This window comes from Pseudomonas segetis (assembly GCF_900188155.1).
Taxonomy (GTDB): Bacteria; Pseudomonadota; Gammaproteobacteria; order Pseudomonadales; family Pseudomonadaceae; genus Aquipseudomonas; species Aquipseudomonas segetis.
The window spans coordinates 239,532-257,213 of the sequence record NZ_FZOG01000003.1 but is presented as its reverse complement, the minus strand read 5'-3'; the positions used below and the strand labels follow the sequence as shown (position 1 = coordinate 257,213).

The window sequence follows — 17,682 nt, the reverse complement described above, 5'->3', positions numbered from 1 at the left end:
GCCCTCGAGCATTGGCTTATTACAAATGCCGCTCCATCGACTTTCTGTAAGCGGTTGTGTCTTAACCCTACGCCGCTTAATCAATTACCTAAAATCAATAATTATTTGATTACTCATAAGTAAAAACTTATATATAAGTTTCAGGCCTGACTTTTTTGCTTTGGCCGAGGCCATAAAACCACTCGAGCGAGACAGAAAGCCATGCGTAAATCATTGATGCGAATGACACTTCGCCAATTGCAGGTATTTCGCTCAGTCTGCGAACAACAGTCCTACAGCCGCGCCGCCGAGGAAATGTCGCTGACACAACCAGCCGTTAGTTTGCAAATTCGCCAGCTGGAAGAGCTTATCGGCCAGCCACTTTTTGATTACGTCGCCAAAAAACTGCACCGCACCGAAGCAGCCGAAGCCTTGCTGCGTGCCAGCGAAGATATCTTTGGCCGACTGGAGAGCCTGGACATGCAACTGAGCAACCTGCAGGGCTCGTTGCAAGGTCAACTGAGCCTGGCGATTGAGTCCAGCGCGAAATACTTCATTCCCCACCTTTTCGCTGCATTTCGCCGCCAATACCCGGAGATCAGCCTTCAACTCACAGTGGTTAATCACGCCCAGGCGCTCAAGCGACTCAGCGCAAACCGCGATGACCTGTTGATTCTGTCCCAGGTGCCGACCGATATGGCACTGGAGTTCTTACCCTTCCTGAACAACCCGATTATCGCGGTGGCGCCAGCCGATCATCCGCTGTGCGCAGCGCAAGCGCTGGACTTGCAAGCCCTGACGACTTACCCGCTACTGACCCGCGAGCTAGGCTCGGGCACCCGCAAGGCCTGCGAAGAGTACTGCCACCAGAAACGTGCGCACTTCGCCAATACCTTGGAGTTTGGATCTTTTGAAGGACAAATAGAGGGGGTCATCGCGGGTTTGGGCATCGCCCTACTGCCAAGACATGCCGTACGCCGAGAGCTCGACTGCGGGTTGCTACGAGAGCTGCCAGTTCGGGAGCTGCCCTTGCTCCGCAGCTGGTGCGTAGTGCATCCGCGCGGCAAATACCTGTCCCCCGTGGCCCAGGAGTTCTTCAGCTTTGTGCGCAACCAACGCAGCCAAATCACCTTGTTGGCTGAGCGCTTCAACCTGCCGCATGCAAAGCCAGAAGCAGTTGCTCCTGGCATTGACCCGAACGGTTAATGTGCTGGGGTCGCAGCTACACGGCTTACCTCACGCGAAGCAGCAATATAGTTGGCGGCGATCAGCTCAGGATAATCAGATAACTCCTGCTGCAGCAGACGCTGCTCGGAATAGCTCTCAATGGCACGACGGTATTGCATACGGCGCTGGTCAACCAACTTACGACGAGCTTTGGCTTCGCTGTTAACGTACGACTGCGATTCATCCATATAGCGCGACATGATCAGACTCCAGACTGAATATCAGGAGCCTCAGCATCGCCATCAAAGATGACAACTTCGCGGCAAAACAGTGAAGCTGCGGTGAACAGAGACGAAGCCCCCCGCGCAATACGCCCTAGAACAAAGCATCCAGCAGCCGATACCACGCGACTCCAGCCCCGAGATAGAGGCGCTGCAGCCCATGCAGTGGGATTTGCCGTCCTGAGCGAGAATGACTCAGATTTCTTCGGAGGCGCGCACCGACTTGGGCGACAAGCGCAGGCTACGCAAGCTGCGCTTGACGCTCTTGAGGTGGTTGACCAGGCCTGGGCCACGGGCCATGGCAACGCCCATGGCGAGTACGTCAATGACGACCAGGTGAGCGATACGCGAAGTCAACGGGGTATAGATTTCGGTGTCTTCATGGACATCCACCGCCAAGTTGACGCTGGCCAGGTCAGCCAGAGGAGTCTGGCTCGGGCACAAGGTGATCAGCGTTGCCCCGGCTTCACGCACCAGGTTGGCCGTTACCAGCAGATCCTTGGAGCGTCCCGACTGGGAGATACAGATCGCCACGTCGTTGGGCTTGAGCGTGACCGCCGACATCGCCTGCATATGCGGATCGGAATAGGCGGCGGCAGTGAGCAGCAAACGGAAAAACTTGTGCTGGGCATCAGCCGCCACCGCACCTGATGCGCCAAAGCCGTAGAACTCCACGCGCTGGGCATTGGAACAGGCCGCAATTGCCTGCTGCAACGCTTGCGGATCGAGTTTTTCGCGCACTTCCATCAGGGTGTGCAACGTGGTGTCGAAGATCTTCAGGCTGAAATCCGAGACCGAGTCATCTTCATGAATCGCAAACTGGCCAAAACTGGCGCCGGCGGCAAGGCTTTGCGCAAGCTTCAGCTTGAGGTCCTGAAACCCGGTGCAGCCGATCGCCCGGCAAAACCGTACGATTGTGGGCTCGCTGATACCTACGCTGTGCGCAAGCTCGGCCATGGAACTATGCATGACAGCGGCGGGATCAAGTAGCACGTGATCAGCCACTTTAAGCTCGGATTTACGCAGCAAATGGCGCGATTGAGTGATGTGCTGCAACAAATTCACAAGAGTAGACTCGGTATTTAACAGGCTGTGAGTCGTCAGTAACCTGGCCAAGGGGAAACCGCACAGGATACAGGCCTAACGACACGGCGATGTATTCATTGGTGTAGTGACTTTGTAGTTATACTACATGAATGCTTGTCCCGCACTGTTTAACCGAGCTGGAGTTGCGATTTTGAGTATTGCTTGTGACATGTTGGTTTTTGGCGGCACCGGCGACCTAGCCCTGCATAAACTGCTTCCAGCGCTCTACCATCTGCATCGCGACGGTCGCCTGCACGCCGATATGCGAATCATTGCCTTGGCGCGCAGCAAGCACGGCAGGGATGACTACAAAGCGCTCGCGGAACGTCACTGCCGCGTGCAAATCGCCAAGGCGGACTTTGACCCGCAATGCTGGCAAGCCTTCAGCGCCCGCCTCGATTACTTCGCCATGGATGCCTCGCAAAGTGCGGACTTCACTCGCTTGAAGCGCTATCTGGGCGACACCAGTGCACGCGTGCGCGTTTACTACCTGGCCACTGCACCCAAATTGTTTGAAACCATCGCCACCTACTTGAAAACCGCAGGCCTGGCCGACCCCTACTCGCGCATCGTGCTGGAAAAACCCATCGGCCACTCTCTGCAGTCGGCACAGGCAATCAATGCATCCTTGGGTTGCGTATTCGACGAGTCCCAGGTGTTCCGCATTGACCATTACCTGGGCAAGGAAACCGTGCAAAACCTGATGGCGCTGCGCTTTGCCAATATGCTCCTGGAGCCCATCTGGCGAGCCGCTCATATCGACCACGTGCAGATCAGCGTCTGCGAGACCCTCGGCATCGAAAACCGCGGCGATTATTACGAGCACGCCGGGGCAATGCGCGACATGGTCCAGAACCATTTGCTGCAACTGCTTTGCCTGGTTGCCATGGAGCCTCCGGTTCGCTTTGACGCCGAGTCGGTGCGTAACGAAAAGGTCAAGGTGCTCGAAGCCTTGAAGCCCATAACCGGCCAGGATGTTCGCGACAAGACCGTGCGCGGGCAATACAGCGCCGGCCAAATTGGCAACCAGCAGGTTGCGGCGTATTACTTCGAGAAAAATGTCGATAACGACAGCGATACCGAAACCTTCGTCGCGATTGAGGCCCAAGTCGAAAACTGGCGTTGGGCCGGGGTGCCTTTTTACCTGCGCACGGGCAAGCGCCTGGCCGAAAAGACATCGGAAATCCTGATTCAATTCAAGCCCGTGCCCCATGCGCTCTTTGGCGGGGGGGATGCCAACCAGCTACTGATTCGCCTGCAACCCGAGGAACGCATCAGCCTGCACATGATGGCCAAGAATCCAGGCAAAGGCATGAAGCTTGAGCCTGTGGCCCTTGACCTGAACCTGGCGACCGCATTCAAGCAACAGCGGCGCTGGGACGCTTATGAGCGCTTGCTGCTCGATGTGATCGAAGGTGACTCGACACTGTTTATGCGCCGCGATGAGGTCGAGGCTGCCTGGCGCTGGATCGACCCGATCATCAAGGGCTGGCAGCAACATTACCAGCATCCGCGGCCCTACCCGGCGGGCAGCAACGGGCCTGAGCAGGTGCAGCACCTGCTTGAGCGCCACGGCCGAAAATGGATGCAGGGGCCGACTCAGTGAGGCCGGGCCTCGATAACCTCCACTAATTTCGGCGGCAAATAGCGGCTCAACTGATTGTTGCTCAGGGGCAATAGTTTTGGCAGCAGTTGTATCAATGCCAATGGGCTTAGCCTGGCGCAAACACTGGCCTGGCGCTGCATGGACAGCATGCCGATCACCCGAGCCACGGCCTCCATGTTGCGGCGTTGTGCGGCCTCTTCGACCAGGCGCGCCAAAAAGTCTGTGGAACAGCCCCGCAACCCCTGCCCGGCAACCGGCAGGTTGTCCATGTGCTCGAGAATCGACACCACGTAGGCTTCGTTATTAAGCGCGAAGAACAGCAGCTTCAATTGCGCAGCAGAAAGAAAGTTGGCGAAGTCCGCCGCTGTCGAAAATGCAGAAATTTTGCACAGTTCCTGGGTCAGCTCGATATGGAACTCTTCCGGCAGGATCATGTAGTCCTCACGTATGGCCTGCGGCTGCAGGTACCTGACCACCTGGGCAATCAAGGGCATGGGCATGCTCTGGGTGAGGCGAGAGAATTGCTCGGTCGATAACTGGGTAACGAACTCAGCAGCCTGCTTGGGCCGGATTCGTCCAAGTATTGCTCGCTTGAATGGAAGTGGAATCCTGCCTCTACAGGCCATCAATAAACGTACAGCAACGCTGATCTGCGCAGAATCGGGCATGGCATCTTCCTTAAAGCCAACTCAAGTTAATCAGTTCATTGTCACGCCTGAAGCAGCTCAGCCAGCACGCCAGGCGTCGTACTCAACTCAGGGAGTTGCCAATTAACATCACAACTTTGTGCCTGCTGTAACCGACCAATCGATAGCAAATGAATGATCCTGTTTAACGCCTATCAAAGCCCCTGAAAACGGCTTGCAACGGCTCATGACAGACTCATTTCCAAGTTATTCGCCCAGCCCCCGGGCTGATTGCTTCAACAGTGGTTTGCCCTACGTGCGCCGGCCCCCTAGAATGCTGCGATGCATGATGATCTCTCGCTTCTCCTCAACTCCCTGAATGACGCACAACGCCAGGCCGTAGCGGCCAGCCTTGGCCGTCAATTGGTCCTGGCCGGTGCCGGCTCCGGTAAAACGCGCGTGTTGGTGCACCGTATCGCCTGGTTGATCCAGGTTGAAAACGCTTCGCCCCACAGCATTTTGTCGGTCACCTTTACCAACAAGGCCGCCGCCGAAATGCGCGCGCGTATCGAGCAGATGCTCGGCGCCAGCCCGGCCGGTATGTGGGTCGGCACCTTTCACGGCCTGGCCCATCGCTTATTGCGTGCCCACTGGCAAGAAGCGGGCCTGAGCGAAAACTTCCAGATTCTCGATTCCGACGACCAGCAACGCCTGGTCAAGCGGGTGATTCGCGAACTTGGCCTGGACGAGCAGCGCTGGCCGCCACGCCAGGCGCAGTGGTTTATCAATGGCCAGAAAGACGAAGGCCTGCGCCCGCAACATACTCAGCCCGGTGGCGACTTGTTCCTCGCAACCATGCTGAAAATCTACGAAGCCTATGAAACGGCTTGCGCACGGGCTGGGGTTATCGATTTTTCCGAGCTGCTGCTGCGCGCACTGGATCTATGGCGCGACAAGCCGGGCCTGCTGGAACATTACCAACGCCGCTTCCGGCATATCCTGGTGGACGAATTCCAGGACACCAACGCCGTGCAATACGCCTGGCTACGCATCCTTGCCAAAGGTGGCGACAGCTTGATGGTGGTGGGCGATGACGACCAGTCGATCTACGGCTGGCGCGGCGCCAAGATCGAGAACATCCAGCAATTCTCCAGCGACTTTGCCGACGCAGAAATTATCCGCCTGGAACAAAACTATCGCTCTACCGCTGGCATCCTCAAGGCTGCCAATGCGCTGATCGCCAATAACCAGGGCCGTCTGGGCAAGGAGCTGTGGACCGAGGATGCCGATGGCGAACCCATCAGCCTCTATGCCGCCTTCAACGAACACGACGAGGCCCGCTATGTGGTCGAGTCGATTGAAGATGCACTGCGCAAGGATGGCCTCAAACGCAGTGAAATCGCCATTTTGTATCGCTCCAACGCCCAGTCACGGGTGCTTGAGGAAGCGCTGCTGCGCGAGAAAATCCCCTACCGCATTTATGGCGGCCAACGCTTCTTCGAGCGCGCGGAAATCAAGAACGCCATGGCCTACATGCGCATGCTTGATGGCCGTGGCAACGACGCGGCGCTGGAGCGGATCATCAACGTGCCTGCACGGGGTATCGGCGAAAAAACCGTCGAAACCATTCGCGAATTCGCCCGCAGCAACCATGTGTCGATGTGGGAAGCCATCCAGTTGATGGTTGCCGGCAAATTGCTTCCAGGGCGGGCATCTGGCGCACTGGCAGGCTTTATCGAACTGATCGAAAACCTCGCGGCCAAAGTGCGGGAAATGCCGCTGCACCTGATGGCCCAGACCGTCATCGAGCAAAGTGGCCTGATTGCTTACCATCAGGCTGAAAAAGGCGAGAAGGCCCAGGCCCGCATCGAGAACCTCGAGGAACTGGTCAGCGCCGCGCGCAGCTTCGAGAATGACGAAGATGACGAACAAACGCCGCTGCAAGCCTTTCTCGGCCATGCCTCGCTTGAGGCCGGTGATACCCAGGCAGCCGAGCACGAAGACAGCATCCAACTGATGACCCTGCACAGCGCCAAGGGCCTTGAGTTCCCGCAAGTGTTTCTGGTCGGCGTCGAGGAAGGCCTGTTTCCGCACAAGATGAGCCTGGAAGAGCCCGGACGCCTCGAAGAGGAACGCCGCCTGGCCTACGTTGGCATCACCCGCGCCATGCAAAAACTGGTGATCAGCTACGCCGAAACGCGGCGTCTGTACGGTAGCGAGACCTACAACAAGGTCTCGCGCTTCGTACGTGAAATCCCATCCGCCCTGATCCAGGAAGTACGGCTGTCCAACAGCGTCAGCCGGCCATTCGGTGGCAGCAGCCAGGGCACCAGCAGCTCGATGTTCGCCGGCAGTGAAATTCCACAAACGGCGTTCAGCCTGGGCCAACGTGTACGCCATGCGTTATTCGGCGAAGGCACTATCCTCAACTTCGAGGGCTCTGGCGCGCAGGCACGGGTACAAGTGAATTTTGAAGATGAAGGCAGTAAGTGGCTGATGCTTAGCTATGCCAAATTAGACGCGTTATAAAAACAGCCGTACACAGGGGAAAGAAACAATGAATCGCCGCAATTTGCTCGGCGCTGCCGTCGCACTATTGGCCACCATGGGTCTGGCCGGCTGCAAAGAAGAAGCCAAGGCCACCACCGCCGAAACCAGCAAGCCGGCCCAAAGCTTCCATTGGAAGATGGTCACAGCCTGGCCCAAGAACTACCCAGGCCTGGGTACTGCGGCCGAGCGCCTGGCAGAGCGCGTGGCGACCATGAGCAATGGCCGCCTGAGCATCAAGGTCTATGCCGCAGGCGAGCTGGTACCGGCGCTTGAGGTGTTTGATGCGGTCTCGCGCGGTACGGCAGAACTCGGTCACGGGGCGGCGTATTACTGGAAAGGAAAGGTACCTGCGGCGCAGTTCTTCACTGCCGTCCCTTTTGGCCTGTCCGCCAGCGAGATGAATGCCTGGTTGAGCAAGGGCGATGGTCAAAAGCTCTGGGATGAAGCCTATGCACCCTATGGCGTAAAACCCATGGTGGTGGGCAATACCGGCATGCAGATGGGCGGCTGGTACAACAAGGAAATCAATTCGCTGGACGACCTCAAGGGTCTGAAGATCCGCATGCCGGGTCTTGGCGGTGAAGTGCTCAGCCGCCTGGGCGCCACCACGGTCAACCTGCCGGGCGGCGAAGTCTTCACCGCGCTGGAAACCGGTGCGATTGATGCAACCGACTGGGTCAGCCCGTACAACGACCTGGCATTTGGCCTGAACAAGTCAGCTAAATATTACTATTTCCCAGGCTGGCAAGAGCCGCAGGCAGTGCTTGAGTTGCTGGTAAACCAGAAAGCCCTCGACAGCTTGCCGCAAGACCTGCGTGCGATCCTCACCGAAGCCACGTTGGCTGCAAATCAGGACATGATGGACGACTATGTCTATCACAACGCCACAGCCCTGGTTGAGCTGAAGAAACAAGGCACAGAACTCAAGCGTTTCCCCGATGAAGTTCTCGCCGCAATGAAGCAGCAATCCAGCGCGGTACTGGATGAACTGGCCGGCCAAAGCGAGCTCAACACACGGATCTGGAACTCAATGAAAGCCTTCCAGGAACAGGTCACGCCCATGCACGAAGTCTCTGAAAAAGAGCTGTACAACTGGCGCTGAGACCTACCTTTATTGCGCCGATGCTCTCTTCACGCCATGTGTCGAGGGCATCATCGCCCAACCCCTCTATTGGCCGCCCAGCGCAGAAAAAACCCGAAACATTCTCGCGCTAGTCATCCAATGGCTGGTGGCGCAGTATCCCGCGCATAGCCTCACTACCTGTTTACCACCAAGAGACACATCCACATGCAACGTTTCATCAGCCTCGCCATGGTGCTTTGCATGGCCATGACTTTCAGCCTCCACGCCGACGCCAAGCGTTTTGGCGGTGGCAAATCGTTCGGCTCGGCGCCAAGCCATCAAACCCGCCAGGCTGCACCACAATCGCAACCCAATGCCAGTGCCGCCACTGCCGGTCGTCCCGCTGCAGCAAGTGGTGCTTCGCGCTGGCTGGGCCCCTTGGCCGGCTTGGCTGCGGGCGGTTTGTTAGCCTCCATGTTTATGGGCGATGGTTTCCAGGGCTTGCAGATCTTTGATTTTCTGATCATCGGCCTGATTGCCTTTCTGATCTTTCGCTTTCTCGCAGCACGGCGCCAGGCCAGCCAGCCACAAACGGCTAATGGCGCGCCAATGCAGCGCGAAATGGCAGGGAATAATGAGCCTGTAGCGTCGATCTTCGGCAACAAGGCTGCCAAACCCGTAATCAATGCGCCCGCATGGTTCAACGAGCAAAGCTTTATCGCCGCTGGCCGTGAGCACTTCATGAACCTGCAACAGCATTGGGATGCCAATGAAATGGAGCAGATCAGTGAGTTCGTGACGCCGCAGTTGCTTGAGTTCCTCAAGCGTGAGCGGGCCGACCTGGGTGATGGCTTCCAGGCCACCTATATCGACGATCTCGTGGTGCAACTGGATGGGGTCGATGACCAGAGCGACAAAACCATCGCCACCCTGACATTCAGCGGTATCGCCAAAACCTCGCGCTTCGATCAAGGCGAAGCCTTTAGCGAAAGCTGGCGTCTTGAGCGAGTCACTGGCGAAAACCAGCCGTGGGTTGTTGCAGGCATCCGCCAGAACGCATAAACCCAGCCCTGGGCGTTGCAACCGACTGAAGTGGCGCAAGGCTGCCAGCGGTTGCAGCGCAAGCCCGGGCTGGATCAAGCTGGCGCTGAGCCGATCAGGGCTTAAGCGCAGCGACCTCGCAGACAACAATCAGGCACATACTTTCACTCGGCAAAATTGCATGCACAATTAGGCTGTTTGCCTGCGCTTGGCTACTGTATAAAGCGCCCATTGCCGATGCGATCCCAGCTCTGCAATCCTACTGCCAGCCATCAACCGTCCAGGAGCCCGCCCGTGGAAGAAGTTATTGATCAACTACGCGAACTGAACGAACCGGTTCCAGTACCGCTTGAGCTACCTGATGAAGAATTACTGGTAGAGATCCAGGAACAAATCCTGATCCACCTGCCTTATGAGCTGCGTGAGTTCCTGCTCAAGGTCAGCGATGTGGTCTACGGCCGCCTTGAACCTGTTACTGCAACTGACCCGCAATCACACACCTATCTACCCGAAGTCGCCTCGGTAGCCTGGTCGCTGGGTGTTCCTCGTGAACTGGTACCCATCTGCGAGGATCGTGGCAATTACTACTGCGTGGAAGAAGACGGCACCGTAGTGCTCTGGGAACAGGACACCGAAGAACTCAGTGAAGAAAACTGGGAGTCGGTCTGGCACTGGGTTCGCGACGTCTGGCTGGAAAGCTGATTGGCATGCGACCACGCAGCAGGCAAAGGCCCTTGAGCGATTCGCTTCAAGGGCCTTTTGTTTTGGACGCTGCCTAATTACTCAGTAGGTTCCAGCGTCAACAGGTTAAGCAGGAAGCGCCCGAAGTAACTCAAGTCCTGCTCGACTGCGTGACGCACGCCTTGGCTATCACCGGCCTCCAGTGCCTCCAGGGCATGGCGGTGAAAATCATTCAGGCGTGGTGCCAGGTCGGCCTCGGTGAACAGCCGGTTGAAGAAGGGCCCGACTTGCAGCCAAAGCGACTCGATCATGCGCAACAGAATCGGGTTGCCACACTCGCGGTACAGCATCAGGTGAAACTGACTGTTCTCGTGCAAGTACTGGCCCAGGTCGCGGGTCTGCAGCGCCAGGTCCATTTGCTCGATACAGCTGCGAAAACAGGCGATCTGCTCGGCGCCAATACGCTCGGCGGCCAGCTCGGCGGCCTGGCCTTCGAGGTTAAGCCGAACCTGCAAGATGTGCTGGAAACGCTCGCCGGTCATCAGTGGCACCCGTACCGAGCGCTGCTGCGCGCCCTCCAGCGCGCCCTCGGCCACCAGGCGTTGCAGTGCGGTGCGCACCGGCATCGGGCTGGAACCCCACTGCGCGGCCAGGTCGCGAATCTTCAAGCGCTCGCCCGGCATGAACTGCCCACTCAGCAACGCCTGGCGGATGTTCTGGTAAAGCGTTTCCTGCAGGTTGTCACTCATCACCCACCTCGATAACAGGCGGCGCGGGCAACTGGCTGAAGGTCAACAAGCAGTTATTCATGGTTAGGGGGCCTTGTTTTCGATGATGCAATTACCGCCATCGACCACCAGCACTTCTCCAGTGATGTAGCTGGCTTCCGGGGAGGCTAAAAATACCACGGCGCTGGCCACCTCCTGGGGCTTACCGGCGCGACCGATTGGTGTGTAACTGGCTGCCTCGACTTCTTCCTGGGTGGTTGAGCCGGTTGCAATCCAGCCGGGCGCAACGCTATTGACTGTAATTCCCTGTTTGGCGACCTCCAACGCCAGCCCCATGTTCATGCCGATCATCCCGGCTTTGGCCGCGCTGTATGCGGACTCACCCGGATTGCTCCCCCGGGTACCGGTGGTCGAGCTGATGTTGACGATGCGCCCGTAACCCCGCGCCTGCATGCCGGGTAAAACACCACGAATCAACAGGAATGCTGTGGTCAGGTTACGTGCGATCGACAAGTTCCAGGTAGCCAGGTCGGTACTCGCCAGCTCCGAGAAGGGTTCAGGGCTGCCCTGCATCGCCATGCCAGCATTATTGACCAGAATATCGATACGTCCCCAGACACGCTCGGCCCAGCTAACCAGTTGCTCGACCTGGAGCTGATCGGTGAGGTCGGCCGGCCGGCCTTCTACACTGAACCCCTCCAGACGCAGCTCAGCCACACGCTCGGCAATTCGAGCGCTGCTGGCGGTGATGATCAACTTGACGCCTTCACGCCCCAGGCGCCTGGCGATGGCAATACCAATTCCGTCCGGGCTGCCTGCGCCACTGATAAGCGCCACCTGTCCTTGCCATGCCGAATCGGTCATCTCACACCTTTGTGATCACATATTTAATGGAATATGGGCAATAGAACCACACTTGTGCCGTCAATTAAACATAGATTGACATAATTGTGATCACAAATATAAGGTGTTTAAAAATTAGAACGAGGTGTTCAATCATGACAGCCAGCGGCATCAGCCCATCCGCCGTAGAAGCATTCAGCCAGCGTGAGCGCGAGCGATTTCTAGCCCGTAACCCCAAGTCTGTCGCACTGGCTGAGCGCGCACGCCATTCACTGTATGGCGGCGTGCCGATGCATTGGATGGCCGATTGGTCGACCCCCGTGCCACTGTTTGTCGAGCGTGCCAAAGGCGCTCGCTTCTATGACGTTGATGGTCATGAATACACCGACTTCTGCCTAGGCGACACCGGCAGCATGTTTGGCCATTCGCCTACGCCAGTAGCCCGCGCCATGGCCGAACAAGCCGAGCGCGGCCTGACCACCATGCTGCCCGGCGAAGATGCCGTGGTGTGTGGTGAGTTACTGGCCGAGCGCTTCGGCCTGCCGTATTGGCAAGTTACAGCCACCGCAACCGACTCCAACCGCTACGTGCTGCGCTGGGCGCGGGCTATCACCAAACGCAAGGTATTGCTGGTGTTTGATGGCTGCTATCACGGCACCGTGGATGACGTAATGGTGCGCAGCCGCAACGGTGACACAGTGCATCGCCCGGGACTGGTTGGCCAGGCCTACGACCTCACGCAATACAGCCGCTCGATACCCTTCAATGACGTCGCAGCCCTGGAAGCCGCGCTGGCCCAGGGTGATGTCTGCGCACTGCTGTGTGAGCCGGCAATGACCAACATCGGCATGGTCTTGCCCGAGCCGGGTTTTATGCACAAGTGCCGCGAACTGACGCGTAAATACAACAGCCTGCTGATCATAGACGAGACGCACACCATCTCTACCGACATAGGTGGCTGCACCCAGTTGTGGCAGCTCGACCCGGACTTCTTCGTGGTCGGCAAACCGATTGCAGGCGGCATGCCCTGCGGGATTTTCGGCTGCAGCGCACCGATGGCCGAGGCGATGCAACAGGTACAGCAAGGCGGTAGCGAAGACAACCCGGGCCATGGCCACAGCGGCATGGGCACCACCCTTTCGGCCAACGCACTGGCGATGCATTGCATGCGCGCCAACCTCGAGCAAGTGATGACGCCAGCCGCCTACGCCCACATGCTGCCACTGGCCAAGCGCCTGGCGGATGGCTTCCGCGAGCTGATCAACAAGCACAAGCTGCAGTGGTCGGTGACCGAACTGGGTGCACGCAGCGAGTTCCAGTTCTGTGCGGTTTCGCCGAAAACCGGTGCCGAGGCCGAAGCGGCATTCCACGATGAACTGCAAATGGCCCTGCATCTGTATCTGATCAACCGGGGCATTCTGATCACCCCGTTCCACAACATGACGCTGTGCTGCCCGGACACCAGCGCCGACGACGTGGACCGGCTCATCAGCACCTTGAATGAAGCACTGACTGAACTGCTGGCAATTCCCGGTGCCCGCGAATAAGCCCGCATCACCCAACTAATCAATGCTGCCCTGCACCTTCTGTGAGAAAACCATGCAATTTGCCCAGATTGATGAAGCCCAAGACTTCCTCGAAAAAAATCCACAGGTGCGCAGCATCGAATTGATGCTGTTCGACGCCAACGGCATTCCTCGCGGCAAACTGTTACACCGTGATGAGCTACTGGCGATTTATCAGAACGGCCGCGCCTTGCCGAGCTCGATTCTGGCGCTGACCATCAATGGTGAAGATGTCGAATCCAGCGGACTGGTCTGGGAAGTCGCCGACGCTGACTGCTGGGCCTATCCGCTGCCGGACAGCCTGTGCTTGCAGACATGGCGCAACGTACCAACCGCTCAACTACAGGTGAGCATGCATCCCGAACGCGGCTTACCGGCTGCACCGGCAGACCCGCGCCATGTTCTGATCCGGGCAATAGACCGGCTCAAGGCCGAGGGTTATCACCCGGTCATGGCAGTTGAACTGGAGTTCTACCTGCTGGATAAGCAGCGCGACGCCAATGGCCGGCCGCAGGCTGCACTGCAGAGCAACGGCGTACGTCCGCAAGTGCCGCAGGTTTATGGCGTGTATGAACTTGAACAGTTGCAACCCTTCCTCGATGACCTGTACGCCGCTTGCGAGGCACAAGGCTTGCCGGTGCGCACCGCGATCTCGGAGTTCGCGCCGGGCCAGCTTGAGCTGACCCTGGAGCACCGCTTCGATGCCTTGCAGGCGATTGACGAAGGGGTGCGCTACAAGCGCCTGGTCAAGGGCGTTGCCAACCGTCATGGTTTGCAGGCGTGCTTCATGGCCAAGCCTTTTGCCGACCTGTCGGGCAGTGGCCTGCACCTGCATGTCAGCCTCGCCGACGAGCAGGGTAATAATCTCTACGCCAGCGACGATCAGCACGGCACTGATCTGCTCAAGCACTCGATAGGCGGCATGATGGCAACGCTCAACGACACGCTCGCGCTATTCTGCCCGAATGCCAACTCGTACCGCCGCTTTGCAACCAACAGCTACGCGCCACTGGCAAAGAGCTGGGGGGTCAACAACCGCACCGTCTCCTTCCGCGTACCGAGTGGGCCAGCCAATAGCCGGCATATCGAACATCGTATCTGTGGCGCCGATGCCAACCCGTATCTGGCCGCTGCGGCAATCCTCGGCAGCATCCACAAAGGCATCCAGGAGCAAATCGATCCGGGTCCAGCGGTGGTCGGTAACGGTTACGAACAAAACCATGAAGCCCTTGCAACCGACTGGCTGACAGCGCTGCGCTCACTTGAGGCTTCAGACTGGGCGAAGACAGCCCTGGGCGAGGAATTTCTCAAGGTTTATCTGGCCATCAAGTGGCAAGAGTTCAGCCAGTTCATGGGTGAAGTCGGCCAGCAGGACTGGCGTTGGTATCTGACCCACGCCTGAGTCCAATGCGCAGCGACGCCAGCCCTCAAGATAGCCGCAACCCAGCGGCAGGCAGCGCCGGTAAAACATGCAGACCTTACTGAGTGAAACCCGCGCCTTTGATCTGGGTCAGCTTGCTGGAATTTAAATCGTTTCAGCCACTCAAACCTCCCAGCAACCTATATGCTCAAGATCATTCATGCACAAGATTTGCTCAACATAGCCTATGGCACGCATCATGTTGCCTGACTGCAACAACATGGAACGACCCCAACTTGGAGGAAAGTCACTATGAGCACACCTGTCGTCCTTATCACTGGCGCCGCTGGCGGACTCGGCCGGGCCATCGCCAAGCGCTTTTCGCAAAGTCGCTGGCGAGTGACTGCCACTGATGTCGACAAAAGTGGCTTACATTCACTCAATACCTTGGTACCACTCGATTACAGCGCAACCTCGGACCTGCGTAGCGCCAAGAATTGTCATGACCTGATTGCCGCAGTACTCGCCAGCACGGGTCGTATTGATGCGGTGATCAACGCGGCAGGTGTCTGGCGCGAAGGCCCGGTGGAAAAATTCAGCGAGGAAGATTTCGACCTGGTGATGGGCGTCAACCTCAAGGCTGCCTTCTACCTGAGCCAGGCAGCAACTCCGTTCCTGAAAGAAAGTCGCGGTTGTATCGTCAATATTGCCAGTGACGCCGGACGCCAGGCATATCGTGGTTCAGCCGCCTACTGTGCAAGCAAGGCCGGCCTGGTGATGCTCAGCAAGACCATGGCCCTTGAGCTCGCTGAGTTCGGGGTACGGGTCAATGCCGTGTCGCCAGGGGATATCGCCACGCCAATGCTCGACTATCAGGCCGAGCGATACGGCAACGGCAGCCCGAATGCCTACAAGCGCGAGCTGCTCAGCCAATACCCACAAGGCCGCGAGGCGCGCTTCCTGCGTCCGGAAGAAGTCGCCGAGATGGTCTGGTTTCTCTGCCAGCCGGAAGCAGAAGCCATTACCGGCGCCGACATGGCCATCGACTTTGGTTTATCCGCCGGCAAGTAAGCGTTGCCAAAGCGCGCCACGACTGTGGCGCGTGTTTCGCCCGGGCTGGACGAGCCCGCTGCACAGCCCTGCGCGCCAATACCTACTGACTATTGATTCAGGGCTGCAATATGCTTGAATCACCTCTCCCGACCTATACGGACTCTCAGCCAATGGCTCCCGGAAACGCGCAACTGTCGATGACCGTGCTGATGACCCCAGACATGGCTAATTTTTCAGGCAAAGTCCATGGCGGCACCCTGCTTAAATACCTGGATGAAGTGGCCTATGCCTGCGCCAGTCGCTACGCGGGCTGCTATGTGGTCACGCTGTCGGTCGACCAGGTGACCTTTCGCGAGCCAATCCACGTCGGGGAGCTGGTAACCTTTCTGGCTTCGGTCAACTTCACCGGCACCACTTCGATGGAGGTTGGCATCAAGGTGGTTACCGAGAACATTCGCGAACGCTCGGTACGCCACACCAATAGTTGCTTTTTCACCATGGTTGCGGTCGATGAGCAGGGCCGCTCGATAAAAGTACCGCCGCGCCAGCCAGAAACCCCCGAAGAACAGCGCCGCTTCACCAAGGGCCAGCAACGCCGTGCAATCCGCCAGGAGATGGAGCATCGCTACAAGCAGCTCAAGGAACAAGGCTAGACCCAGCCAGCCAACAGCAGACAACATCGGGCTCGGCTGGCAAGATGCATGTCTGTATGCCCTGCGCTGCTCAATCGGAGCCTCACCATGCTGACCCTTGGCAATATTTTCGTGCTCATGCTGCTCGCCACTGCCGGCGCCTGGCTTTGGCATGCCCACGGGTTACGCGAGCGCACCCTGATTCTGGTCAAGCAATACTGCGACAAAGCCGACATTGACCTGCTGGATGAAAACGTCGCGTTCCGCAAGATCGCCTTGCTCAGAGATGCCAAGGGGCGCAAACGTATAGCCCGCATTTATGGCTTTGAATTCACCGTGACCGGCGAACAACGACACGCGGGCCAAGTCATTATGTTCGGACCCAATCTAGGCAGCATTGAGCTTGCGCCGCATCCGTTTCGCGAGCCAGAAGGCGAAAGTCCACAGGTTGTACGCCAACCGCCACAGGTGATCGAACTCGATCAATGGCGCCGTGAGCGGCGCACGCCCCCACACTGACTCAAAGCTGCTCAAGCCCCTGGCGCGAGCAAGAACTGGCTGACGCGCTCGGCACTGGCTTGCGGAAACTCCTGCATGAAACAGTGGCCGCCTTCGACAATTTGCCCACGCACATGGGCGTTGCTGGCGCACAAATGCACCACTGACTTGGCCACGAATGGATAACTGCGCTTGCCGTAGATAATCTCTGTCGGGGTCACTATTTTTGCCAGCGATGCCCATAGCCGACGCGGGTAGGAACTGAAAATATCGGCTTCGCGGCTAGGTCGGCATTTGAGTTCGACCCCCTCATCCGTGTCCTTCAGGGCATGTTCGATGTAGGCACTGAATGCTTGGTCGGTCCAGCCCCGAAACATGCCGCGTCCTTGCAACAAGCCATGGGCCGTGGCGCGATCTGGCCAGACTTTGCGTCGCTTGACGGCTTTGGCAGCCATTCCGGTGCGACGACTGAGTCCGACCACATCCGACAATGCCATGACCCCGATCATTGGCGCCGAAAACAGCACCGGATCAAGCAAGACAGCACGCTTGAACAACTCCGGATGCCGAGCCAGGATCAGGCTGGTCAACACGCCGCCAAAACTGTGCCCGACGGCATACAGCGGTGCATCGGCGAAGCGCTCGCGACCAGCAGCATGCCACGCCTCGACCGCCAACTCGGCATTAAGATTCCAACCATGGAAACGACCACCATGATCGGTTTCGCCGTGCCCCTGGGCATCGCACAGCCAAAGGTCGAACTCTTCAGCCAGATACCCCAGCATCGGCTCATAGACTCGCCCACAATAGCCATTGCCATGCAGAAAGTGCAGCACAGGCTTACCCGAAGGCTTTGTGTGCCAACCACGCGAGGTGAAGCCGGCGGAGTTTGCGTGGGACCAGGGAAACAACTGCATGGATTA

General features: G+C 58.0%; 17 protein-coding genes. 11 read left to right on the top strand and 6 right to left on the bottom strand.

From position 1 onward, the window contains the following. The first annotated feature begins 201 nt into the window (after nt 1-201). A complete protein-coding gene (locus CHB79_RS12435; RefSeq protein WP_089360148.1) occupies nt 202-1,185 on the top strand; it encodes a LysR family transcriptional regulator in 984 nt (327 codons plus the stop codon). Here the strand turns inward: CHB79_RS12435 and CHB79_RS12430 are convergent. Continuing rightward, the gene (locus CHB79_RS12430; RefSeq protein ID WP_010487761.1) at nt 1,182-1,406 is read right to left on the bottom strand and encodes a PA3496 family putative envelope integrity protein; all 225 of its coding nucleotides are present in this window, start codon (nt 1,404-1,406) and stop codon (nt 1,182-1,184) included. The genes CHB79_RS12435 and CHB79_RS12430 overlap by 4 nt on opposite strands. A 216-nt stretch (nt 1,407-1,622) precedes the next feature. Continuing rightward, nucleotides 1,623-2,492, bottom strand: a complete 870-nt coding sequence (hexR, locus tag CHB79_RS12425) for a transcriptional regulator HexR (RefSeq protein ID WP_089360147.1) — start codon at nt 2,490-2,492, stop codon at nt 1,623-1,625. Between the two features lie 190 nt (nt 2,493-2,682). On the opposite strand from hexR, the gene zwf reads away from it, so the two are divergent. Next, entirely contained in the window at nt 2,683-4,119 is a 1,437-nt protein-coding gene (gene zwf, locus CHB79_RS12420) for a glucose-6-phosphate dehydrogenase (RefSeq protein WP_425439602.1), read from the top strand. Here zwf and CHB79_RS12415 read toward each other — a convergent pair. Continuing rightward, nucleotides 4,113-4,787, bottom strand: coding sequence for a hypothetical protein (locus CHB79_RS12415; RefSeq protein WP_010487764.1), 675 nt, complete (start codon nt 4,785-4,787; stop codon nt 4,113-4,115). The two genes, zwf and CHB79_RS12415, sit on opposite strands and share 7 nt — an antisense overlap. Before the next feature lie 300 nt (nt 4,788-5,087). Between CHB79_RS12415 and uvrD the strand changes: the two genes are divergently transcribed. From uvrD to CHB79_RS12395, 4 genes are all read left to right on the top strand, one after another. Next, nucleotides 5,088-7,274: a DNA helicase II gene (gene uvrD / locus CHB79_RS12410; RefSeq protein ID WP_089360145.1), complete on the top strand. Its 2,187-nt coding sequence runs from the start codon at nt 5,088-5,090 to the stop codon at nt 7,272-7,274. Nucleotides 7,275-7,302: 28 nt separating this feature from the next. Further along, nucleotides 7,303-8,397, top strand: coding sequence for a TRAP transporter substrate-binding protein (locus CHB79_RS12405; protein WP_089360144.1), 1,095 nt, complete (start codon nt 7,303-7,305; stop codon nt 8,395-8,397). 186 nt (nt 8,398-8,583) lie between these two features. Beyond that, the gene (locus CHB79_RS12400) at nt 8,584-9,420 is read left to right on the top strand and encodes a Tim44 domain-containing protein (protein ID WP_010487767.1); all 837 of its coding nucleotides are present in this window, start codon (nt 8,584-8,586) and stop codon (nt 9,418-9,420) included. Between the two features lie 273 nt (nt 9,421-9,693). Beyond that, nucleotides 9,694-10,101, top strand: coding sequence for an SMI1/KNR4 family protein (locus tag CHB79_RS12395; protein WP_089360143.1), 408 nt, complete (start codon nt 9,694-9,696; stop codon nt 10,099-10,101). Nucleotides 10,102-10,178: 77 nt separating this feature from the next. Here CHB79_RS12395 and CHB79_RS12390 read toward each other — a convergent pair whose 3' ends face one another. Continuing rightward, on the bottom strand, nt 10,179-10,829 hold the full coding sequence (locus CHB79_RS12390) for a GntR family transcriptional regulator (RefSeq protein WP_089360142.1): 651 nt from the start codon (nt 10,827-10,829) through the stop codon (nt 10,179-10,181). A gap of 63 nt (nt 10,830-10,892) precedes the next feature. Then, complete coding sequence (locus CHB79_RS12385) at nt 10,893-11,672, bottom strand: SDR family NAD(P)-dependent oxidoreductase (protein WP_089360141.1); 780 nt, start codon at nt 11,670-11,672, stop codon at nt 10,893-10,895. Between the two features lie 134 nt (nt 11,673-11,806). Here CHB79_RS12385 and CHB79_RS12380 point away from each other — a divergent pair, with 134 nt between their 5' ends. The 5 genes from CHB79_RS12380 to CHB79_RS12360 all read left to right on the top strand — a co-directional run bounded on the left by CHB79_RS12380 (nt 11,807) and on the right by CHB79_RS12360 (nt 16,780). Beyond that, nucleotides 11,807-13,198 (top strand): aspartate aminotransferase family protein, encoded by a 1,392-nt coding sequence (locus tag CHB79_RS12380; RefSeq protein ID WP_089360140.1) that lies wholly within the window; start codon nt 11,807-11,809, stop codon nt 13,196-13,198. A 52-nt stretch (nt 13,199-13,250) separates the two neighbouring features. Then, entirely contained in the window at nt 13,251-14,618 is a 1,368-nt protein-coding gene (locus CHB79_RS12375) for a glutamine synthetase family protein (protein ID WP_089360139.1), read from the top strand. A gap of 270 nt (nt 14,619-14,888) precedes the next feature. Next, entirely contained in the window at nt 14,889-15,647 is a 759-nt protein-coding gene (locus CHB79_RS12370) for an SDR family NAD(P)-dependent oxidoreductase (RefSeq protein WP_010487779.1), read from the top strand. Nucleotides 15,648-15,799: 152 nt separating this feature from the next. Further along, nucleotides 15,800-16,282: an acyl-CoA thioesterase gene (locus CHB79_RS12365; protein WP_089360138.1), complete on the top strand. Its 483-nt coding sequence runs from the start codon at nt 15,800-15,802 to the stop codon at nt 16,280-16,282. A gap of 87 nt (nt 16,283-16,369) precedes the next feature. Beyond that, nucleotides 16,370-16,780, top strand: coding sequence for a DUF3301 domain-containing protein (locus CHB79_RS12360; protein WP_089360137.1), 411 nt, complete (start codon nt 16,370-16,372; stop codon nt 16,778-16,780). A gap of 11 nt (nt 16,781-16,791) precedes the next feature. Here CHB79_RS12360 and CHB79_RS12355 read toward each other — a convergent pair whose 3' ends face one another. After that, nucleotides 16,792-17,676 carry an alpha/beta fold hydrolase gene (locus CHB79_RS12355; protein ID WP_089360136.1) on the bottom strand — a complete coding sequence of 295 codons (885 nt, stop codon included), beginning with the start codon at nt 17,674-17,676 and terminating at the stop codon, nt 16,792-16,794. Between the last annotated feature and the right edge of the window lie 6 nt (nt 17,677-17,682).